Raw genomic sequence first — 15827 nt, forward strand, 5'->3', positions numbered from 1 at the left:
TGCCCCGGCCTGCAGCTTCCCCCGGGGTGCTTGCGAAGCAAAAACAAGGCGCACGATGAGCGTCGCTATACGAGTCGAACCACTTGCTTGCAGCGTTGCGTGTATCATCCTTCGAAACTCGAAAGCTATGCTCGCGCAACTGATCAAGGATCCTGGCCGCGATGAGGATCGCAAAACGATGCCACTAGAATGATCGCAAAATGGCTCAAGCGCGCGACGGTGGAGGGTTAGAAGACCGGGCTCAGAAAGGCTTGATCAGCCGTGAACCCACTGAGGTTGATGATGTAATGATCGTCGCGTTTCGACAGCGTGGACTTTGGTTGCCGGCCTTTGATCGTCAATCAAACTTGCAGGTTCCCGTTATGAACGAGGGGCCTGCGGGGGCAGGTCATGAACAAGACTGAGGACATCCGCTTTGATAAATTGCTTGATTGGGACACCGGAATTGAAACTGTAAGACGGATGTCTGGCGCTGGTTTGGCGAAGGTGCAAAAGGCCCGTGGCGTATGTCGTGGCACTTGATACGCCGCGAGGTTATCCTACCGGCCAACCGCAAGTATTTCGAAGAGACATGGGCAAATAACTCGGTGAGGACCGTGATGTCGCGTTGGGCGGCGATGCCGTGTGTGCGCCGACCGATCATGATAAAGCGACGCTATAACGTCCCGAAAGGCTCACGGCGTCCCGAGCGCACATTGGCACGGGACGCCCGGCGGCCAAGCCGCCCTCTGCGGCGGCGTGATCCCGGCCACCGGGTCAACCTCTTTCCGTGAATGTCAGCTGTCGGCCTCTGCCATGAGTGCGTCCAAAACCGCCCGCGCATCGTCGCCGGACCAGTTCGCATCACCTGTCAGCCGTGCCACTTCCTCGCCGTCGGGGTTCAGGATCAGGGTCACGGGCAGGCCCAGCACCGCCATTTGCCGGGCGAGGGTCGACTGAGGGTCGCGATGAAGCGGCAGGTTGTCGACGCCGATCTCGGCAAAGAAGTCTTCCATCTTGGCGGGCGGATTGCGCGACGTGGCGATGGTCAGAACCTCGAAATCATCGCCCCCCAACTCGGTCTGCAGTTCGGACAGCATCGGCATTTCATGGCGGCAGGGGGCGCACCATGTGGCCCAGAAGTTCACCAGAACCCACTTGCCCTGCCAGTCGGACAGGTTCAGCGGTTGCTCGTCGAAGGTCATGAAATCGGCGGTTCCAGCGGCTTTCGGATCCGCGTGAAAGACCATTTTCTTCATGTCGCCATTCACAACGGCCTGAGCGGCGGCCACATCGGCTATCCCGGGATTTGCCAGCGCGACCGCGCCGGTATAGAGAGCCGCAAGCAAGAAACGTTTCATTAGACCTCCTGAAAGGCATGTCATGTCGGACCAGACCTCGAACCAGATGTGGGGCGGCCGCTTTGCCGCAGGGCCGGATGCGATCATGGAGGCGATCAACGCCTCGATCGGATACGACCAGCGGCTCGCGGCGCAAGATGTCGCCGGGTCGAGGGCCCACGCCGCCATGTTGGCGAAGCAGGGTATCATAAGTGATAACGATGCCGAGGCCATTCGGGAAGGTTTGCTCACGGTCTTGTCAGAGATCGAGGGCGGAGAATTCGCCTTTTCCACCGCGCTGGAAGACATCCACATGAATGTGGAGGCCCGGCTGAAGGAGATCGTCGGCGAGGCGGCGGGCCGTCTGCACACCGCGCGGTCCCGCAACGATCAGGTGGCGACGGACTTTCGCCTTTGGGTGCGCGACCAGCTGGACGCCGCCGAGACGGGCCTGATCGCCCTGATGAAAGCGCTGCTCGGTCAGGCAGAGGCCGGGGCCGACTGGGTCATGCCCGGTTTCACCCACCTGCAAACCGCACAACCGGTCACATGGGGTCATCACATGATGGCCTACGTGGAGATGTTCAGCCGCGATCTGTCCCGCGTGCGCGATGCGCGCAAGCGGATGAACGAATCGCCCCTTGGTGCGGCGGCTCTGGCCGGTACAGGCTTTGACATCGACCGCCACAACACTGCTGAGGCCCTGGGCTTCGACGCGCCCATGGCGAACTCGCTGGACGCGGTGTCGTCGCGTGATTTTGCGTTGGAATTCCTGTCGGTGGCGTCGATCTCGGCCATGCACCTGAGCCGTATGGCTGAGGAGCTGGTGATCTGGTCCTCTGCGCAATTCCGGTTTGTGACCTTGTCGGACCGCTTTTCCACCGGGTCGTCGATCATGCCGCAAAAGAAAAACCCCGACGCCGCAGAGCTGATCCGCGCCAAGATCGGTCGGATCTTTGGGGCCAACGTCGCCTTGATGATGGTGATGAAGGGGCTGCCGCTGGCCTATTCCAAGGACATGCAGGAAGACAAAGAACAGGTCTTTGACGCCGCTGACAACTGGATGCTGGCGCTCGCCGCGATGGAAGGCATGGTCAAGGACATGACCGGCAACAAGCCGGTGCTGGAGGCCGCGGCCTCCTCGGGCTTCTCGACCGCGACCGATCTGGCCGACTGGCTGGTGCGCGAAACCGGCCTGCCGTTCCGCGATGCCCACCACGTCACGGGCAGTCTGGTTGCAATGGCGGAAAAGAAAGGCTGCGATCTGCCGGATCTGACGCTGGAGGACATGCAATCGGTGCATGGCAACATCGACGCAAGCGTGTACGATGTGCTTGGCGTGCACAATTCGGTCGCGTCGCGCATGAGCTACGGCGGCACCGCGCCTGAACAGGTGCGTAAGCAAGTCGCACGGTGGAAAGAGGTTTTGGGATGATCCGAACTGGACTGGTTCTCATGACGCTGGCGCTGCTGGCGGGCTGTGGCGCCGATGGCGACCCTCAACCGCCGGTGGCTGACAGCAGACCTGAGCCGGGGCTTGCCGTCCGCGGTACGGTCTCTGTCGGGATCACGGGCTGATGCTGCGGCCCCTTTGGCTGGCGCTTGCCGTCTGGGGCGCCGTGCATCCGATGTATTGGTTCGTCACGTATCTGTCGGAAAATGCCTGGGATTTAGGGGCTTTGGTGGATGCGTGGTATGTCAATGCCTCCACCACGGGCCTGACCTGGGATTTGACCATCTCTGCCGTGACCCTGACGGTTTGGGTGTTGGCGGAGGTCGCGGTGCGCCGCAACTGGTTGGCGCTGTTGGCGATCCCGGCGACCTTTTGCATCGGGGTCAGCTGCGGTCTGCCGCTGTATCTGTGGTTTCGGTCGCGGCCCGTGGTCTAATGCGGGCCTGACTTCGGACCAGCCACTCATCGGGGGTTCCGCCTTGGTCGCGCTTGCGCTAATCACCCCGTCGTTCGGTATCGGGAGAGCGCGCCTTGGATCACTTCATCTATCACGACGGTGTGCTGCACGCCGAAGACGTTAACGTCGCCGAAATTGCTGCGCAGGTTGGCACGCCGTTCTACCTGTATTCCCATTCCACGTTGCTGCGCCACTTTCGCCTGTTCGATGAGGCTCTGAGCTGGGGGCCGCATCTGGTCTGCTACGCTATGAAGGCCGCGTCGAACCAGGCCATTCTGACCGCCCTGGCCGCCGAGGGCGCAGGCATGGACGTCGTGTCGGGCGGCGAATACGCGCGGGCCAAGGCGGCGGGCGTGCCGGGCGACCGCATCGTCTTTTCCGGCGTCGGCAAAACGGTCGAAGATATCCGCAGCGCACTTGAAGGTGGCATTCGCCAGTTCAACGTGGAATCCGAGCCTGAGATGCGGGCAATTTCGCAGGTGGCGACCTCGCTTGGCGTGGTCGCGCCTATCGCGATCCGCGTGAACCCGGATGTGGATGCCAAGACCCACGCCAAGATCGCCACCGGCAAGTCGGAGAACAAGTTCGGCATCCCGATCGCCCGCGCGCGCGAGGTCTATGCCGAGGCCGCTGCCTTGCCGGGGCTGAAAATCGTCGGCATCGACGTGCACATCGGATCACAGCTGACGCAGCTCGAACCCTTCGAGATGGCGTACAACAAGGTGGCTGAGCTGACCGAAACGCTGCGTGCCGATGGGCATGAAATCATCCGGCTCGATCTTGGGGGCGGGTTGGGCATTCCCTATGCGCGCTCCAACGAAGCGCCGCCGCTGCCCACCGATTACGGCGCGCTGATTCAGCGCACCGTGGGTCATCTGGGCTGCGAGATCGAGATCGAGCCTGGGCGCCTGATTGCGGGCAACGCGGGGCTTTTGGTGTCCGAGGTTGTTTACGTGAAGAACGGCGAAGGTCGCGATTTCCTGATCCTGGACGCGGCGATGAACGACCTGATCCGCCCTGCCATGTACGATGCCTATCACGACATCGTCCCGGTGATTGAACCTGAAGCCGCTGTTGAAACAGTGCCTTATGACATTGTAGGCCCGGTCTGCGAAAGCGGCGACACCTTTGCCAAGGCGCGCGAGATGCCGCCGTTGAAGGCCGGCGATCTGGTGGCCTTCCGGTCTGCCGGGGCCTATGGCGCGGTGATGGCGTCGGAGTACAACTCCCGTCCGCTGGTGCCGGAAGTCATGGCAAAAGATGATCAATTCGCTGTCATTCGGGCGCGTCCGAGCTTTGACGAGATGATAAATCGAGATACGGTTCCTGAATGGTTGTGAGCTATCCTGCGCGCAACCTGACTTCAGGAGGCGCGTTTTGGCTCAACAGGAACCGCAGCTTAGCCCCGATCTGCGCAACCGGCTTCGGATTGTTCTGACACTGACCCACGCGGGTATGGTGGCCGAACAAGTGGCGCGGGGCTTCTGGCCGCTCTGGACGGTGCTCTGCCTTGTGGCCGGGGCGCTGATCCTCGGGCTGCAGGATCTTGTGCCGGTCGAGGTGGTCTGGGCCATCGGGGCCGTGGCGGGGGTCGCGGCGCTGGTCTTTCTTGGACTGGGCGTGCGACGGTTTCGCTGGCCTTCGCGGCGGGCGGCGATGTTCCGCGTTGATAACACGCTCAAAGGCCGGCCATTTCAGACCTTGATGGACAACCAGGTGATTGGCGCGGACGACGCGGCCTCTGCCAATGTCTGGCGCGCGCACCGGGCCCGCATGATGAACCGCCTGTACGAGGCGCGGCGGGTGAAACCGGAGCTGAGCCAGAGGCGGGCCGACCCGTTTGCGCTGCGCTATGTGGCTTTGCTGACGTTGACCGTTGCGCTGGTGTTCGGCTCGTTCGGGCGTGTGCAATCGGTGACCAACATGGGCGCTGGCGGCGGGGATCTGTCTCAAGGCCCCGCATGGGAGGGCTGGATGCAGCCGCCCGCATATACCCGCCTGCCGTCGGTTTACCTAAACGACATCACCGGCCCGCAGATCGAAGCGCCGGAAGGGTCAGCCATCACGCTGCGCATGTACGGTGAAGTCGGCGCCTTGCGCGTGGAGGAGGAGATTTCTGGACGCACCGTGACGGAAGACCAGCGTACTGAAACAGCGCAGGATTTCGAGGTGTCTCAGTCTGGACGGCTGGCCATCGACGGCCCCGGTGGGCGTGAATGGCAAGTGACGATGCTGCCGGATTCCGGGCCTATGGTCACCCAGGAGGGCGAGGTCGAAACCAGTTACGAGGGTGAGACGCAGATCCCGTTCCGTGCGCAGGATGATTTCGGGGTCGTGACGGGTGTGGCGCGGTTCTCGCTCGACTTGGCCGCAGTTGATCGTCGTTATGGCCGCGCGATGGAGCCGGAACCGCAGGAGGTAATCGAGGTGCCGTTGCCCATGCCGGTGGCGGGGGATCGCAGCAACTTTGTGGAGCCATTGGTGGCGAACTTCTCGTTGCACCCATGGGCCAATCTGCCGGTACGGTTGGAACTGGAGGTCGAGGACGCACGCGGTCAGCGCGGCCTGTCGCAGGTTCACGAGATGGCGTTGCCGGGTCGTCGCTTCTTTGATCCCGTGGCGGCGGCCTTGGTCGAGGAGCGGCAGGCCCTGCTGTGGAATCGCGAGTATGCCGCAGATGCGGCGATGATCCTGCGCGCCGTGTTGAACCGGTCGGATGAGTTGTTCCGTAAGGAGTCGCAGGCGGACACGCTGCGCGGCATCCTTGGCCAGATCGAAGAGGGTCGCGGCGATATGAGCGACGCCGCCCGAGAGGAGATTACGCAGGCGCTGTGGGATCTGGCGCTGGAGCTGGAAGAGGGCGACTTGGACGATGCCCGCGAACGTATGGAACGCGCGCAGGAGCGTCTGAACGAAGCGATGAAGAACGGCGCCTCTGATCAGGAAATCGCTGAACTGATGCAGGAGCTGCGCGAAGCCACCCGTGATTACATGCGTCAATTGGCGCAGGAGCAGGCGCGCGAGGGCGATCAGAAAGCCCAGCAGCAGGACCAGCAAAACATGATGGAGATGTCGCAGGACGACATCCAACGCATGATTGACCGCATTCAGGAGCTGATGGAAGAAGGCCGCATGGCCGAAGCACAGGAGGCGATGCGCCAGCTTCAGGAAATGCTCGAGAATATGCAGATGACGCAAGGCCAAGGGCAGGGTCAATCTCCGGGCGAGCAAGCCATGGAAGGCTTGTCAGAGACTTTGCGCGACCAGCAAGAGCTGTCGGATGAGGCGTTCCGGGAGCTGAACCAGGGCCAACAGGGTCAACAGGGTCAACAACAAGGGCAGCAAGGGCAACAGCCCGGTCAGCAGCAAGGTCAGGGCCAAGGCCAGCCGGGCCAACCCGGGCAGGGCCAGCAAGGGCAGCAGTCCGGCGAAGGTCAGGGACAGCAGTCTCTGGCAGAGGGACTTGCGCAACAGCAGCGCGCCTTACGCGATGAGTTGAACCGCCAGCGGCAGAACTTGCCGGGACAGGGGTCCGAAGCCGGGGAGCGTGCGGGCGAAGCGTTGGGACGCGCCGAGGATGCGATGGACGGCGCCGAACAGGCGCTGCGCGACGGCGAGTTGGGTGATGCCATCGACCAACAGTCTCAGGCGCTGGAGGCATTGCGCGAAGGAATGCGCAACTTGGGCGAAGCCTTGGCGGAGCAACAGCAGGGACAGCAACGCTCCGGCCAACAGGGGTTTGCCGAGGGCGGCGATCCTCAGGAACAACGCGATCCGCTGGGGCGGAATTCTGGCAATTCCGGACAAACAGGCACCGATGAAGGGCTGCTGCAGGGCGAGGATGTATATCGCCGCGCCGAAGAGCTGCTTGGCGAGTTGCGCAGGAGATCTGGAGAGGCGGATCGTCCTCAGGTGGAACGGGATTATCTGGAGCGTCTGCTGGATCGGTTCTGATCCAGCGGAGCGCGCAAGCGCGCACATGGTGTCTCATCGTCCGCCTGCGGCGTCCTCTTCAGGCGACCACCGCCGACAAGGTCAGCGTCAGCTTCGGCAATGAGGTCAATCTGTCGGGTCGACGCTGCCGCGCAGGGCCTTGACCTCGCCGCGCACCTTCTTGGCCTTCAGGCGGCGTTTCTTTGAGCCATAAGTCGGTTTTGTCGGGATGCGCCGCTTGGGCTTTTCGCAGGCCTTTTGGATCAGCTCGACCAGGCGGTCGCGGGCGATCTCGCGGTTGCGGGCCTGGCTGCGGGTGTCTTGCACCTGAAGGATGAGCGCCCCGTCCGAAGTCCAGCGCCGTCCGGCCAGTCGACGCAAGCGCGACTTGACGGGGCCCGGCAGGTTGGGGGAGCGGTCCGCCTCGAACCGGAGCTCGACAGCGGTGGAGACCTTGTTGACGTTCTGCCCGCCCGGCCCGGAGGCGCGGGTGAACTGTTCGGTCAGTTCCCAGTCTTCGATGGTAATGGTGTCATTGACTTGCAGCATGTCCCTTAACTTGGCCGTATCGGGCAAAAGGTAAAGGGCAAACTAAAAGGGCCACCTTGCGTAAGGCGACCCTTCGAGAATTACGGAGGCGAGCGCCGGTTAGGCTGCGCCAACTCGTGGATTAAATCGCCCTAAGGACTGCCCTAGGTCGCTTCTCCTCGAACTGTTCCGACACCTCTCTCCAATGCTTCTCTCGACACTGGATCACCTCCTTTCAGCTGTTTTCAACGCAAAGCTTAGCGGGTGCGAGGTTGTTGGACCCCATATGTGCACCGCGCAGGATGATGGTGGCACGGGTGATCCGATCAGCAAAGTCTTTTTTTCACACAAGGCAAAAAAATGATTACGGTGTTTGGGAGAGTGCAACTTCGCGGACTGTTTTCACACCATTCGCGCCGAACCCATGACTTTTGACACGATCATGCGGAATGGGATAAGTGCGACCAGCGCCAGCCCCAGTTTGACCAGCCAGTCGGCCAGGGCGAGCGAGACCCAGAGCGGCGCCGTGGGCCCGGCGCCCAAAAGCGGCAGGGCCTCAGTTGCCCAGGAGGTGTCATTCCCGGGTTCCAACCAGCTCAGCGACGCCGCGAAGGCGATTGAGAAGAAAAGCGACGTATCCAGCGCACTGCCCACCAGGGTCGACGCCAGAGGCGCACGCCACCATGCGCCGCCGCGCAGGCGGTCAAAGATCGCAACATCCATCAGTTGCGCGGTGAGGAAGGCAAGCCCGGAGCCGAGAGCGATACGAAGGGTCACGGCCGGGTAGGTGTAACCATCGCCTTGCAGCATGATTTGCGTGCCAATCAGCGAGCAGATCACGCCAGTGACGAACCCCGCCAGGACGACCTTGCGGGCAGCTGCAGCGCCGTAGATGCGGTTCATCAGGTCGGTGACGAGGAAGGCGATCGGGTAGGTAAAGGCCCCCCAGGTGAGCCAGTCACCAAGGAGGAATTGCACCAGGATATTGGAGGCCAGCACAATGGCGGCCATGGCGAGGATGCCGGGAAGGTAAGCGCGTTTCATAACGGACCCGTTTTTGACAAGGTTGCGGGGACTTGCCGCCGGGCTGAATGCCACAGGCGGGATGCGGGCCTATAACGCCCTGATCTGAGTCCCGCAAGCGTTATGGGGCGACGCGGTATTCGACAAATTGCGTGGATTGCAGCGCGTTGAAGTTGTCGTCGGAGATCATGGTCAGCCGGATCGCGCCTGTGGCGTCTCGCCAGACAGAGAGCCCTTCGAGATTGTCATGCTGAAAGCCGGTGGTCTCGATCAAGGTGGTTTCGTTGCTCAGGGTGGTCTCACTGACGTCGAAGCGGCGCACACGAGAGCGAAAGGAAAACCCGGAGAAGGCGCGTTCCAGAACGTAGAGCCGGCCATCGGGGTCAAAATCCGCACCCACGGGGACGAAGCCGCCACGGCGGGGGATCGAGAAAGGGCTTTCCCACGTGTGATCCAGCCGCCAGACCGGGAAAGGTTTGGTCAATCCGCCGGACTGTTCGGGTATGGCGTAAAGCCGCCCCTTGGCGTCAGCGGCGAGCGCCTCGATCCCGGCATTGTGACCGAGAGCGTCGGCGAAAGGCAGATCAAGGACTTCGATGGCCGGGCCAGAGGTGGCGGCGTAACACTGGATGCGGTGGTCGCCCTCGAAAGAGATGCACAGGCGGCCATCGGGGAGGCGGGCCAGCCCTTCGGAGTCGCCGAGTTGCTGTGGGATCGCTGTGCCGTCCCGGTCAAGCAGCGGCATGGTGGGCGCTGCGGACACGGCGGTGATGCGTGCGGTGTCGCGGGTGATGCTTCCCTCTGTGATCCGGGTCCGGTCGCTGATCGCAATGAACGTGCGTCCGTCGTCTGACAGTTCCAGGCCTGAGAAGCCTCCCGCGCCACGCTCAGACGCTGGCCAAGTGAAGGTGCCGAGGGACTCGACACCTTGAGGCATGGCTGTACACCCCGAGAGGCCGAGGCCCAGCAGTGCGAGGGCTCGCAAAACAAAGGTTCGGGTCACAGGTGGTTACTGCGCGGCCAGAACGTCGGCGCATTGGCCGGGCAAGTCGCCCATGGTCAGTTCGCGACGGGGCGGCGCGGGCTTGGCGTTGGGATCCGGGGGCGGCGGGTTCAGGATGTTCTTCACCCATTGCTCTGCATCGGCGCAGCCATCGCCTGCGGGGGGCGGGGCCTGATCGACGCAGCCGCGCGCGCCTTTGGGGCAGTTCAACCGAACGTGGAAGTGATAGTGGTGGCCCCACCACGGGCGCACCTTGCGCAGCCATGATTTATCGCCTGTTTCATCGGCGCACATCTTCACTTTGGCACCGGGAAACACAAAGATCCGGGCCGTGCGGGGATCCTGGGCGGCGGCCTTGATGATCTCTTGGTGCTGGGGGGTCCAGTTGCTGTTGGTATACGCCCCGGAGGAGCGGCGCAGCGAAATGGAGGAGATGTTTTCGCGGGCGCGTTCCGACAGGGACAGGTCGTCGGCCGGCAGCATCCAGATGTCAGCATCCAGGCCGATCTGGTGAGAGCGGTGGCCTGTCAGCATCGGACCGCCGCGCGGTTGGCTCATGTCACCGACGTAAATGCCCTTCCAGCCGGGCTGCTGCGCGGCTTTGCGTGACAGATCCTGCACGAAATCAATCAGTTCCGGGTGGCCCCAGTTGCGGTTGCGCGACAGGCGCATCGCCTGCCAGGTCGGGCCTGTCTCTGCCAGTTGGGCGCCACCAGCGAGGCAACCCTTGGCGTAGGAGCCAAAGGGCGTTGGGCGTTGGGAGGAGCCGTCACGCTTTGCGCCGAAGAGCTGCTTGGCCTGCTTTGACGACAGCACTGGGTCCATGGGCGTGGCTTGGGCCATCGGCTCGCCCGAGATGTCGCGCGGGGTCGGCGAACAGGCGGCGAGCGCCATCAGGGCTGCGATGAATGTCTTGCGGATCATGTGGTCAAATCCCCTTCCGGTTGGACCCATCGTAGCAGAGTAAGTCCTAGGAGGAAAAGGAAGATGACCGGCAGAAAGCCCAATTGGTTCGACTGTGTCAGCAAAGTGAACAGGGTGATCAAGGCGGGCGCCAGAAAGGCCGTCGCTTTGCCGGTCAGGGCGAACAGGCCAAAGGCCTCGGCGGGGCGAGCCGGGTCGGCATGTCGGACCATCAGCGAGCGTGACGATGCATAAAGCGCTCCGCCAGCGCCGCCGATCACCGCGCCGCAGATATAGAAGGTGATGTCAGGGATCAGCGATCCGGGGGGAAGCGCGATAAAGAAAAGATGTTCTCGCGACATGCCCACAATGACGGTGCACACAACGATCAGCGACCAGATGGCGAAAGTGATGACGGGCTTTGGGCCGCGCCGCTGGTCCGCGATGCCGCCGAGCCACGACAACAGCGCGGCGGCTATGGCGGCGATGATGCCGAAGACGCCGACTTGGGGGGTGGACCAGTCCAGAACCAGCGTCGCGTAAACGCCGCCGTAGGCATAAAGCGCACTCAGAGCGTCGCGGTAGAACATGCTTCCCAGCAGAAAGGCGCTGGCCGAGCGCCGCTTTGAAATGGCGCGGACCGAGGATTTGAGGTCCCGCAACATGGTTCTGACCGAGACGCCGGAACGGGTCACGCGCGGCTCGCGGATCGTCAGGAAATAGGGGATTGTGAACAGGGCGAACCAAAGCGCGATGAAGGGGCCGACAAAGCGGGTGCCTTCGCGTGTTTCCGGGTCGAGGCCAAAGGCGGGCGAGAGGCCGATCAGCGTTTTGCCGGTCTCGTTTTCGGCAAAAAACAACAAGATGATAAAGAGCGACAGCACGCCGCCCCAATAGCCAAAAGCGGTAGACCCACCGGAAATGCGCCCGATTTCAGCCGGAGAGCCGAGGCTGGGCAGCAGGCCGTTGTTCAGGTTGAAGGCGGATTCCGAGAAGACGAACCCGATCCAAAAGGCGGCGAGCGCCATGAACAGCCCTGTGCCATCCGGCTGCAGCAGCCAGATGAAGGCGGCACAGAGGATCGCGAGCGCGGTGAACACCTTGATCCACGGCAGTTTTCGCCCGCTGGTGTCGGCCCAAGCGCCAAGGAAGGGCGCGCTAAAGGCGATGGCCAGCCCGGCAATGGTCTGAGCCGAAGACCAGAGGCTTTGCGCGCTGGCACGGGCGATCTGATCCGCCTGGCCGACCTCGCGGAAATAGTCGGCGGCGACGGCGGCAAAATAGGGCGCAAAGATGAAGGTCAGCCCGAGCGTCGCATAGGGCTGTTGCGCCCAATCGAAGAACATCCAGCCCCAGATCCGTTTCTTGCGCGAAATGTCTGTCATGTGCCTGCCTCGTTGCTTGCGGCGCTTAGAAACCATCGCAGGGGTTTGAGGCAAGAGCAGAGTGCGCTGGCGCCGTCCTCAGACTTCGCGGTGGGGCGGCCAGGGGCGCAGGTCTTCGGCTTCGATCCATTTGCTGACCCATGCCGGCAACTCCGGCGCCTCGGACATATCCACGCCGAGCGCTTTCGCCAGGCGATCCACGGTGACGATGCCGTTTGCGTCGGTGATCGCCGTGCGCAAGACGATCTGGCTGGAGCAGTCGCCGTTGGTTTTCCACATGCTTTGTTCGATATAGACAAAGCGGCGGTCCCAGCCGATCACGCGGCTTTGCACTTCGATCCGATCAAGGCCCCGCACGCGGCGACGATAACGCACCACCGATCCGGCGACGGTCAGGCCCCAGCGTTCGCGCTTGAGCGCCTCCATCAGCCCCATGCGCTGCCCCATGGGAATACGGCCAAGATCATAAAGCGTCAGCGTGCGACCATTGTTCAACTCGTTCCACATGTCCAGATCCCACGGCATGCACATGTGATGCGAAATGTGCGTGTCGAACAGGCCCATGGGCGCGGCGCTGCGGGCTTTCCACATGTCTTTGAAGAGGCGGAAGAAGGGGTACATACGGCGGTCTCCTTTGACGTAGCGTCTTGCTGCGATGCGGCGGCCGCGTCAACCAAGACGCCGCGACACTCTTGTCTCGGAGGGCTTGCGCGCTTAGGTGCTCATCAACCGCAGTCGCAAGAGGCCCGTGATGGTATCGCTAATCCAGATTTTGCTGATGATCATCGGCATCGTGAAATTCATCGTGATCGCACATGTCATCATGAGCTGGCTCATCAATTTCAACATTCTGAACCTGCGTCAGCAATTGGTCGCAGCCATCTGGGACGGCCTGAATCGCCTGCTGGAGCCGATCTACAACCCCATCCGGCGCGTACTGCCTCAGATGGGCGGCTTGGACCTTGCGCCGCTGCTGTTCTTCGTGGCGTTGATCGCTTTGGAAATCGTGCTGCAGAACAACCTGCGCGCTTTTTACTGATTGTCTGACTCAGGGGGGTGCGCGGCCTAGTCGCGCAGCTCATCCGGCGCGACGCCCCAAAGCGCGGACTTCTGCGCCCAGCCCCTGTGGCCACCGGTGGTCATCTCGCACCAGTCGAGCCCGCATTCTCCCAAACGTCCCACGACACCCATTTCCAGCCGCGCGTTGACTTTGCTGTTGGTGTCGGGGCTTTGGTACAGCGCCAGCATGTCGGTTTCGACGATGGCAGTGCGCACGCCAGACAGCAGCGAATAATGGACCCAGCCGCCTGCACCATCCCGGTCGCGCACGCGGCGCCAGTGGCCATATTCGGCGGTGACTTCCAGCGGCATGTCGCGACGTTTGTAGACCCAGTCGATCCGATGGCTGAGCGACGGACCGCGCCGCACATTGCCCTCTGCGGCCTTCATCGAGACGTAACGCGGAAGCGGAAGGTTGGTCACAGGACCGCGTTCCTCGGCCCACGCGGAAACGGCGGTCAGGATCAGCGCGATACACGCTGTCGTGAGATGTCTGAACATGTCTGCCTGCTCTTTTTATGCGGCGGGTTCTTGTGCCCCGTCTCGTCCTGACGCAGGTTACCCCCTAAGCGCCTTAGCGAGAAGTACGGGAGAGACTTCATGCCATCAAAACGTCTGAGTGTTGTGCTGACGCGACGCTTGCCCGAAGTCGTCGAGACCCGGCTGACTGAATTGTTCAACGTCAAGCTGCGGCTGGACGACACCCCCATGACCCGCGAAGAGCTGGTCGAGGCGGTCCAGACTGCCGATGTGCTGGTGCCGACGATCACCGATCGCATCGACGCGGGGCTGATCGGTCAGGCAGGTGCGCAGCTGAAACTGATCGCCAACTACGGCGCCGGTTTCGACAACGTCGATGTCGCCACCGCCCGCACCAAGGGTATCCTCGTCTCGAACACGCCCGGCGTCGTGACTGATGACACCGCTGACATGGTGATGGCGCTGATGCTGGCGGTGACGCGGCGGGTGCAGGATGGTCTGGGTGTCATGCAGGACGGTTCGTGGCAGGGCTGGGCGCCGACGGCCTTTCTGGGCGCGCGTCTGGGCGGCAAACGGCTTGGCATTCTCGGCATGGGCCGGATCGGTCAGGCTGTTGCGCGGCGCGCGGCGGCCTTTGGCATGCAGATTCATTACCACAATCGCCGCCGCCTGCGCCCCGAGGCCGAAGAAGCCATCGACGCGACATATTGGGACAGTCTCGATCAGATGCTGGCCCGTATGGATGTGGTGAGCGTCAACTGCCCTTCGACGCCCTCGACCTTCCACCTGCTGAATGCGCGGCGTCTGCAATTGATGAAGCCCGACGCCGTGATCGTAAATACGTCACGCGGCGAAGTCATCGACGAGAACGCCCTTGTGCGCCTGTTGAAGGCCGAGCAACTGGGCGGTGCGGGGCTGGACGTGTATCAGCAAGGCTCCCACGGAAACCCGGAACTGCGCGCCATGTCCAACGTGGTGATGACGCCTCAAATGGGCTCTGCCACGCGCGAAGGCCGGATCGAGATGGGCGAAAAGGTCATCATCAACATCAAGACCTTCGCCGACGGCCATCGTCCGCCGGATCAGGTCGTGCCCTCGATGCTGTAACCTCGCGTGATCCGCGTTCTGCTGATCCTGCTGGGCTTTCAACTGGCCGGAGAAACTCTGTCGCGCGGCCTGAGCATCGCTGTGCCCGGCCCCGTTCTGGGCTTGGCCGGACTGTTCGCCGCATTCCTGCTGATCCCTCGGCTGGCGGGGTATATGCAGAACACGGTGCAGGGGCTTTTGGGCCATCTGTCGCTATTGTTCGTCCCTGCTGGCGTGGGTGTGGTGGCCAACGTCGACATCCTTGCGGAGCACGGGTTGGGCCTGATCGTGGCGTTGGTGGTCTCGACAGTGCTGGCTATCCTTGCGGGTATCGGCGCGTTTCTCCTCCTGGCAAAAACGACCGGAGGGCTGGAGGATGGATGACGCGCTGGCGCTCTGGTCCTACCTCGCGCGGGATCCCCTGCTTTGGCTAAGCTTGACGCTGGCGGCCTATATCACGGCAGAGTGGATTTCGACCCTGTGTCGCCGGCATCCGCTGGCCAATCCGGTGATGATCGCGGTGATCCTGCTCGCTTTGGTGCTGCAAGTGACGGGCACCCGGTATCAGACCTACTTCGAGGGTGCGCAATTTGTGCATTTCATGCTGGGCCCTGCGACGGTGGGCTTGGCGCTGCCGCTCTATCAGAATCTGTCGCGGGTGCGGCGCGCGGCCTTGCCGATGCTGGCGGCCCTGTTGTCCGGGTCGCTGGTCGCGATGCTGTCCGCGCTCGGGCTGGGGTGGGTTTTCGGCCTGCGCGATTCGGTGCTGCTGTCTTTGGTGCCAAAGTCCGCCACCGCCCCCGTTGCGCTGGGCGTCTCGGAGGCCGTGGGCGGCATCCCGACGCTAACGGCGGCCATGGTGATCCTGACAGGTATCATCGGTGCGGTGATGGCGACGCCGTTGTTGAACGCGCTGGGCGTGCGGGACTGGCGCGCGCGCGGGTTTGCCGTGGGCGTCGCGGCACATGGCATCGGCACGGCACATGCGTTTCGAGTGAACCCCACGGCGGGCGCATTTTCCGGCATCGGCATGGGGCTGAACGCGATCCTGACGGCGATCCTGGCGCCTTTGGTCGTGGGGCTGCTTTTCTGACCCTTGCGTATCTGCGGGGTGACTGCTCGTGCAACCTGTGCCACGCTGCTCTCAGACAATCAGGGAGTGAAGCGATGCGGTGTGCACATCTGGCAATGATCTTGA

General features: G+C 62.6%; 18 protein-coding genes. 10 read left to right on the forward strand and 8 right to left on the reverse strand.

Annotation, left to right across the window (positions count from 1 at the left end; genetic code table 11):
- Positions 1 to 390: 390 nt before the first annotated feature.
- Positions 391 to 522, forward strand: coding sequence for a hypothetical protein (locus J4E08_RS05000; RefSeq protein ID WP_349537549.1), 132 nt, complete (start codon positions 391 to 393; stop codon positions 520 to 522).
- Positions 523 to 776: 254 nt separating this feature from the next.
- On the opposite strand, the gene J4E08_RS05005 is transcribed toward J4E08_RS05000, so the two are convergent.
- The gene (locus J4E08_RS05005) at positions 777 to 1340 is read right to left on the reverse strand and encodes a TlpA family protein disulfide reductase (protein ID WP_349537550.1); all 564 of its coding nucleotides are present in this window, start codon (positions 1338 to 1340) and stop codon (positions 777 to 779) included.
- Between the two features lie 22 nt (positions 1341 to 1362).
- Here J4E08_RS05005 and argH point away from each other — a divergent pair, with 22 nt between their 5' ends.
- The 5 genes from argH (at position 1363) to J4E08_RS05030 (ending at position 7183) form a co-directional block, all read left to right on the forward strand.
- Positions 1363 to 2754: an argininosuccinate lyase gene (argH, locus tag J4E08_RS05010; protein ID WP_349537551.1), complete on the forward strand. Its 1392-nt coding sequence runs from the start codon at positions 1363 to 1365 to the stop codon at positions 2752 to 2754.
- Entirely contained in the window at positions 2751 to 2897 is a 147-nt protein-coding gene (locus tag J4E08_RS05015; RefSeq protein WP_349537552.1) for an argininosuccinate lyase, read from the forward strand. Before argH ends, J4E08_RS05015 begins: the two co-directional genes overlap by 4 nt.
- Positions 2897 to 3208 (forward strand): DUF2834 domain-containing protein, encoded by a 312-nt coding sequence (locus tag J4E08_RS05020; RefSeq protein WP_349537553.1) that lies wholly within the window; start codon positions 2897 to 2899, stop codon positions 3206 to 3208. The genes J4E08_RS05015 and J4E08_RS05020 overlap by 1 nt, the downstream gene beginning before the upstream one ends.
- A 95-nt stretch (positions 3209 to 3303) precedes the next feature.
- Complete coding sequence (gene lysA / locus J4E08_RS05025) at positions 3304 to 4569, forward strand: diaminopimelate decarboxylase (protein WP_349537554.1); 1266 nt, start codon at positions 3304 to 3306, stop codon at positions 4567 to 4569.
- A 37-nt stretch (positions 4570 to 4606) separates the two neighbouring features.
- Positions 4607 to 7183 carry a TIGR02302 family protein gene (locus tag J4E08_RS05030; RefSeq protein WP_349537555.1) on the forward strand — a complete coding sequence of 859 codons (2577 nt, stop codon included), beginning with the start codon at positions 4607 to 4609 and terminating at the stop codon, positions 7181 to 7183.
- 105 nt (positions 7184 to 7288) lie between these two features.
- On the opposite strand, the gene arfB is transcribed toward J4E08_RS05030, so the two are convergent.
- From arfB to J4E08_RS05060, 6 genes are all read right to left on the reverse strand, one after another.
- Positions 7289 to 7711 (reverse strand): alternative ribosome rescue aminoacyl-tRNA hydrolase ArfB, encoded by a 423-nt coding sequence (gene arfB / locus J4E08_RS05035; protein WP_183962441.1) that lies wholly within the window; start codon positions 7709 to 7711, stop codon positions 7289 to 7291.
- A 381-nt stretch (positions 7712 to 8092) separates the two neighbouring features.
- On the reverse strand, positions 8093 to 8734 hold the full coding sequence (locus tag J4E08_RS05040) for a queuosine precursor transporter (protein ID WP_349537556.1): 642 nt from the start codon (positions 8732 to 8734) through the stop codon (positions 8093 to 8095).
- 100 nt (positions 8735 to 8834) lie between these two features.
- Positions 8835 to 9650 (reverse strand): esterase-like activity of phytase family protein, encoded by an 816-nt coding sequence (locus J4E08_RS05045; RefSeq protein ID WP_349537557.1) that lies wholly within the window; start codon positions 9648 to 9650, stop codon positions 8835 to 8837.
- A 72-nt stretch (positions 9651 to 9722) separates the two neighbouring features.
- Positions 9723 to 10640 carry a penicillin-insensitive murein endopeptidase gene (mepA, locus tag J4E08_RS05050; RefSeq protein ID WP_183962462.1) on the reverse strand — a complete coding sequence of 306 codons (918 nt, stop codon included), beginning with the start codon at positions 10638 to 10640 and terminating at the stop codon, positions 9723 to 9725.
- Positions 10637 to 12004 carry an MFS transporter gene (locus J4E08_RS05055; RefSeq protein ID WP_349537558.1) on the reverse strand — a complete coding sequence of 456 codons (1368 nt, stop codon included), beginning with the start codon at positions 12002 to 12004 and terminating at the stop codon, positions 10637 to 10639. The genes mepA and J4E08_RS05055 overlap by 4 nt, the downstream gene beginning before the upstream one ends.
- A gap of 78 nt (positions 12005 to 12082) precedes the next feature.
- On the reverse strand, positions 12083 to 12625 hold the full coding sequence (locus J4E08_RS05060) for an acyl-CoA thioesterase (RefSeq protein WP_183962466.1): 543 nt from the start codon (positions 12623 to 12625) through the stop codon (positions 12083 to 12085).
- Between the two features lie 130 nt (positions 12626 to 12755).
- On the opposite strand from J4E08_RS05060, the gene J4E08_RS05065 reads away from it, so the two are divergent.
- Entirely contained in the window at positions 12756 to 13043 is a 288-nt protein-coding gene (locus J4E08_RS05065; RefSeq protein WP_183962468.1) for a YggT family protein, read from the forward strand.
- A 26-nt stretch (positions 13044 to 13069) separates the two neighbouring features.
- Here J4E08_RS05065 and J4E08_RS05070 read toward each other — a convergent pair whose 3' ends face one another.
- Positions 13070 to 13564: an SH3 domain-containing protein gene (locus J4E08_RS05070; protein ID WP_349537559.1), complete on the reverse strand. Its 495-nt coding sequence runs from the start codon at positions 13562 to 13564 to the stop codon at positions 13070 to 13072.
- A 99-nt stretch (positions 13565 to 13663) separates the two neighbouring features.
- Here J4E08_RS05070 and J4E08_RS05075 point away from each other — a divergent pair, with 99 nt between their 5' ends.
- From J4E08_RS05075 to J4E08_RS05085, 3 genes are read left to right on the forward strand one after another with little or no spacing between them, the layout of a single operon-like run.
- Entirely contained in the window at positions 13664 to 14650 is a 987-nt protein-coding gene (locus tag J4E08_RS05075; RefSeq protein WP_349537560.1) for a 2-hydroxyacid dehydrogenase, read from the forward strand.
- 6 nt (positions 14651 to 14656) lie between these two features.
- Positions 14657 to 15013, forward strand: coding sequence for a CidA/LrgA family protein (locus tag J4E08_RS05080; protein ID WP_349537561.1), 357 nt, complete (start codon positions 14657 to 14659; stop codon positions 15011 to 15013).
- A complete protein-coding gene (locus tag J4E08_RS05085) occupies positions 15006 to 15722 on the forward strand; it encodes an LrgB family protein (RefSeq protein WP_349537562.1) in 717 nt (238 codons plus the stop codon). Before J4E08_RS05080 ends, J4E08_RS05085 begins: the two co-directional genes overlap by 8 nt.
- Positions 15723 to 15827 lie beyond the last annotated feature (105 nt).

The sequence above is a fragment of the Sagittula sp. NFXS13 genome, from assembly GCF_040148795.1.
Taxonomy (GTDB): Bacteria; Pseudomonadota; Alphaproteobacteria; order Rhodobacterales; family Rhodobacteraceae; genus Sagittula; species Sagittula marina.

What these genes read in the sequence shown, in the direction of transcription:
- J4E08_RS05000 (WP_349537549.1), top strand. Translation starts at nt 391, where the DNA reads ATGAACAAGACTGAGGACATCCGCTTTGATAAATTGCTTGATTGGGAC.
- J4E08_RS05005 (WP_349537550.1), bottom strand. Translation starts at nt 1,340, where the DNA reads ATGAAACGTTTCTTGCTTGCGGCTCTCTATACCGGCGCGGTCGCGCTG.
- argH (WP_349537551.1), top strand. Translation starts at nt 1,363, where the DNA reads ATGTCGGACCAGACCTCGAACCAGATGTGGGGCGGCCGCTTTGCCGCA.
- J4E08_RS05015 (WP_349537552.1), top strand. Translation starts at nt 2,751, where the DNA reads ATGATCCGAACTGGACTGGTTCTCATGACGCTGGCGCTGCTGGCGGGC.
- J4E08_RS05020 (WP_349537553.1), top strand. Translation starts at nt 2,897, where the DNA reads ATGCTGCGGCCCCTTTGGCTGGCGCTTGCCGTCTGGGGCGCCGTGCAT.
- arfB (WP_183962441.1), bottom strand. Translation starts at nt 7,711, where the DNA reads ATGCTGCAAGTCAATGACACCATTACCATCGAAGACTGGGAACTGACC.
- J4E08_RS05040 (WP_349537556.1), bottom strand. Translation starts at nt 8,734, where the DNA reads ATGAAACGCGCTTACCTTCCCGGCATCCTCGCCATGGCCGCCATTGTG.
- J4E08_RS05045 (WP_349537557.1), bottom strand. Translation starts at nt 9,650, where the DNA reads ATGCCTCAAGGTGTCGAGTCCCTCGGCACCTTCACTTGGCCAGCGTCT.
- mepA (WP_183962462.1), bottom strand. Translation starts at nt 10,640, where the DNA reads ATGATCCGCAAGACATTCATCGCAGCCCTGATGGCGCTCGCCGCCTGT.
- J4E08_RS05055 (WP_349537558.1), bottom strand. Translation starts at nt 12,004, where the DNA reads ATGACAGACATTTCGCGCAAGAAACGGATCTGGGGCTGGATGTTCTTC.
- J4E08_RS05060 (WP_183962466.1), bottom strand. Translation starts at nt 12,625, where the DNA reads ATGTACCCCTTCTTCCGCCTCTTCAAAGACATGTGGAAAGCCCGCAGC.
- J4E08_RS05065 (WP_183962468.1), top strand. Translation starts at nt 12,756, where the DNA reads ATGGTATCGCTAATCCAGATTTTGCTGATGATCATCGGCATCGTGAAA.
- J4E08_RS05070 (WP_349537559.1), bottom strand. Translation starts at nt 13,564, where the DNA reads ATGTTCAGACATCTCACGACAGCGTGTATCGCGCTGATCCTGACCGCC.
- J4E08_RS05075 (WP_349537560.1), top strand. Translation starts at nt 13,664, where the DNA reads ATGCCATCAAAACGTCTGAGTGTTGTGCTGACGCGACGCTTGCCCGAA.
- J4E08_RS05085 (WP_349537562.1), top strand. Translation starts at nt 15,006, where the DNA reads ATGGATGACGCGCTGGCGCTCTGGTCCTACCTCGCGCGGGATCCCCTG.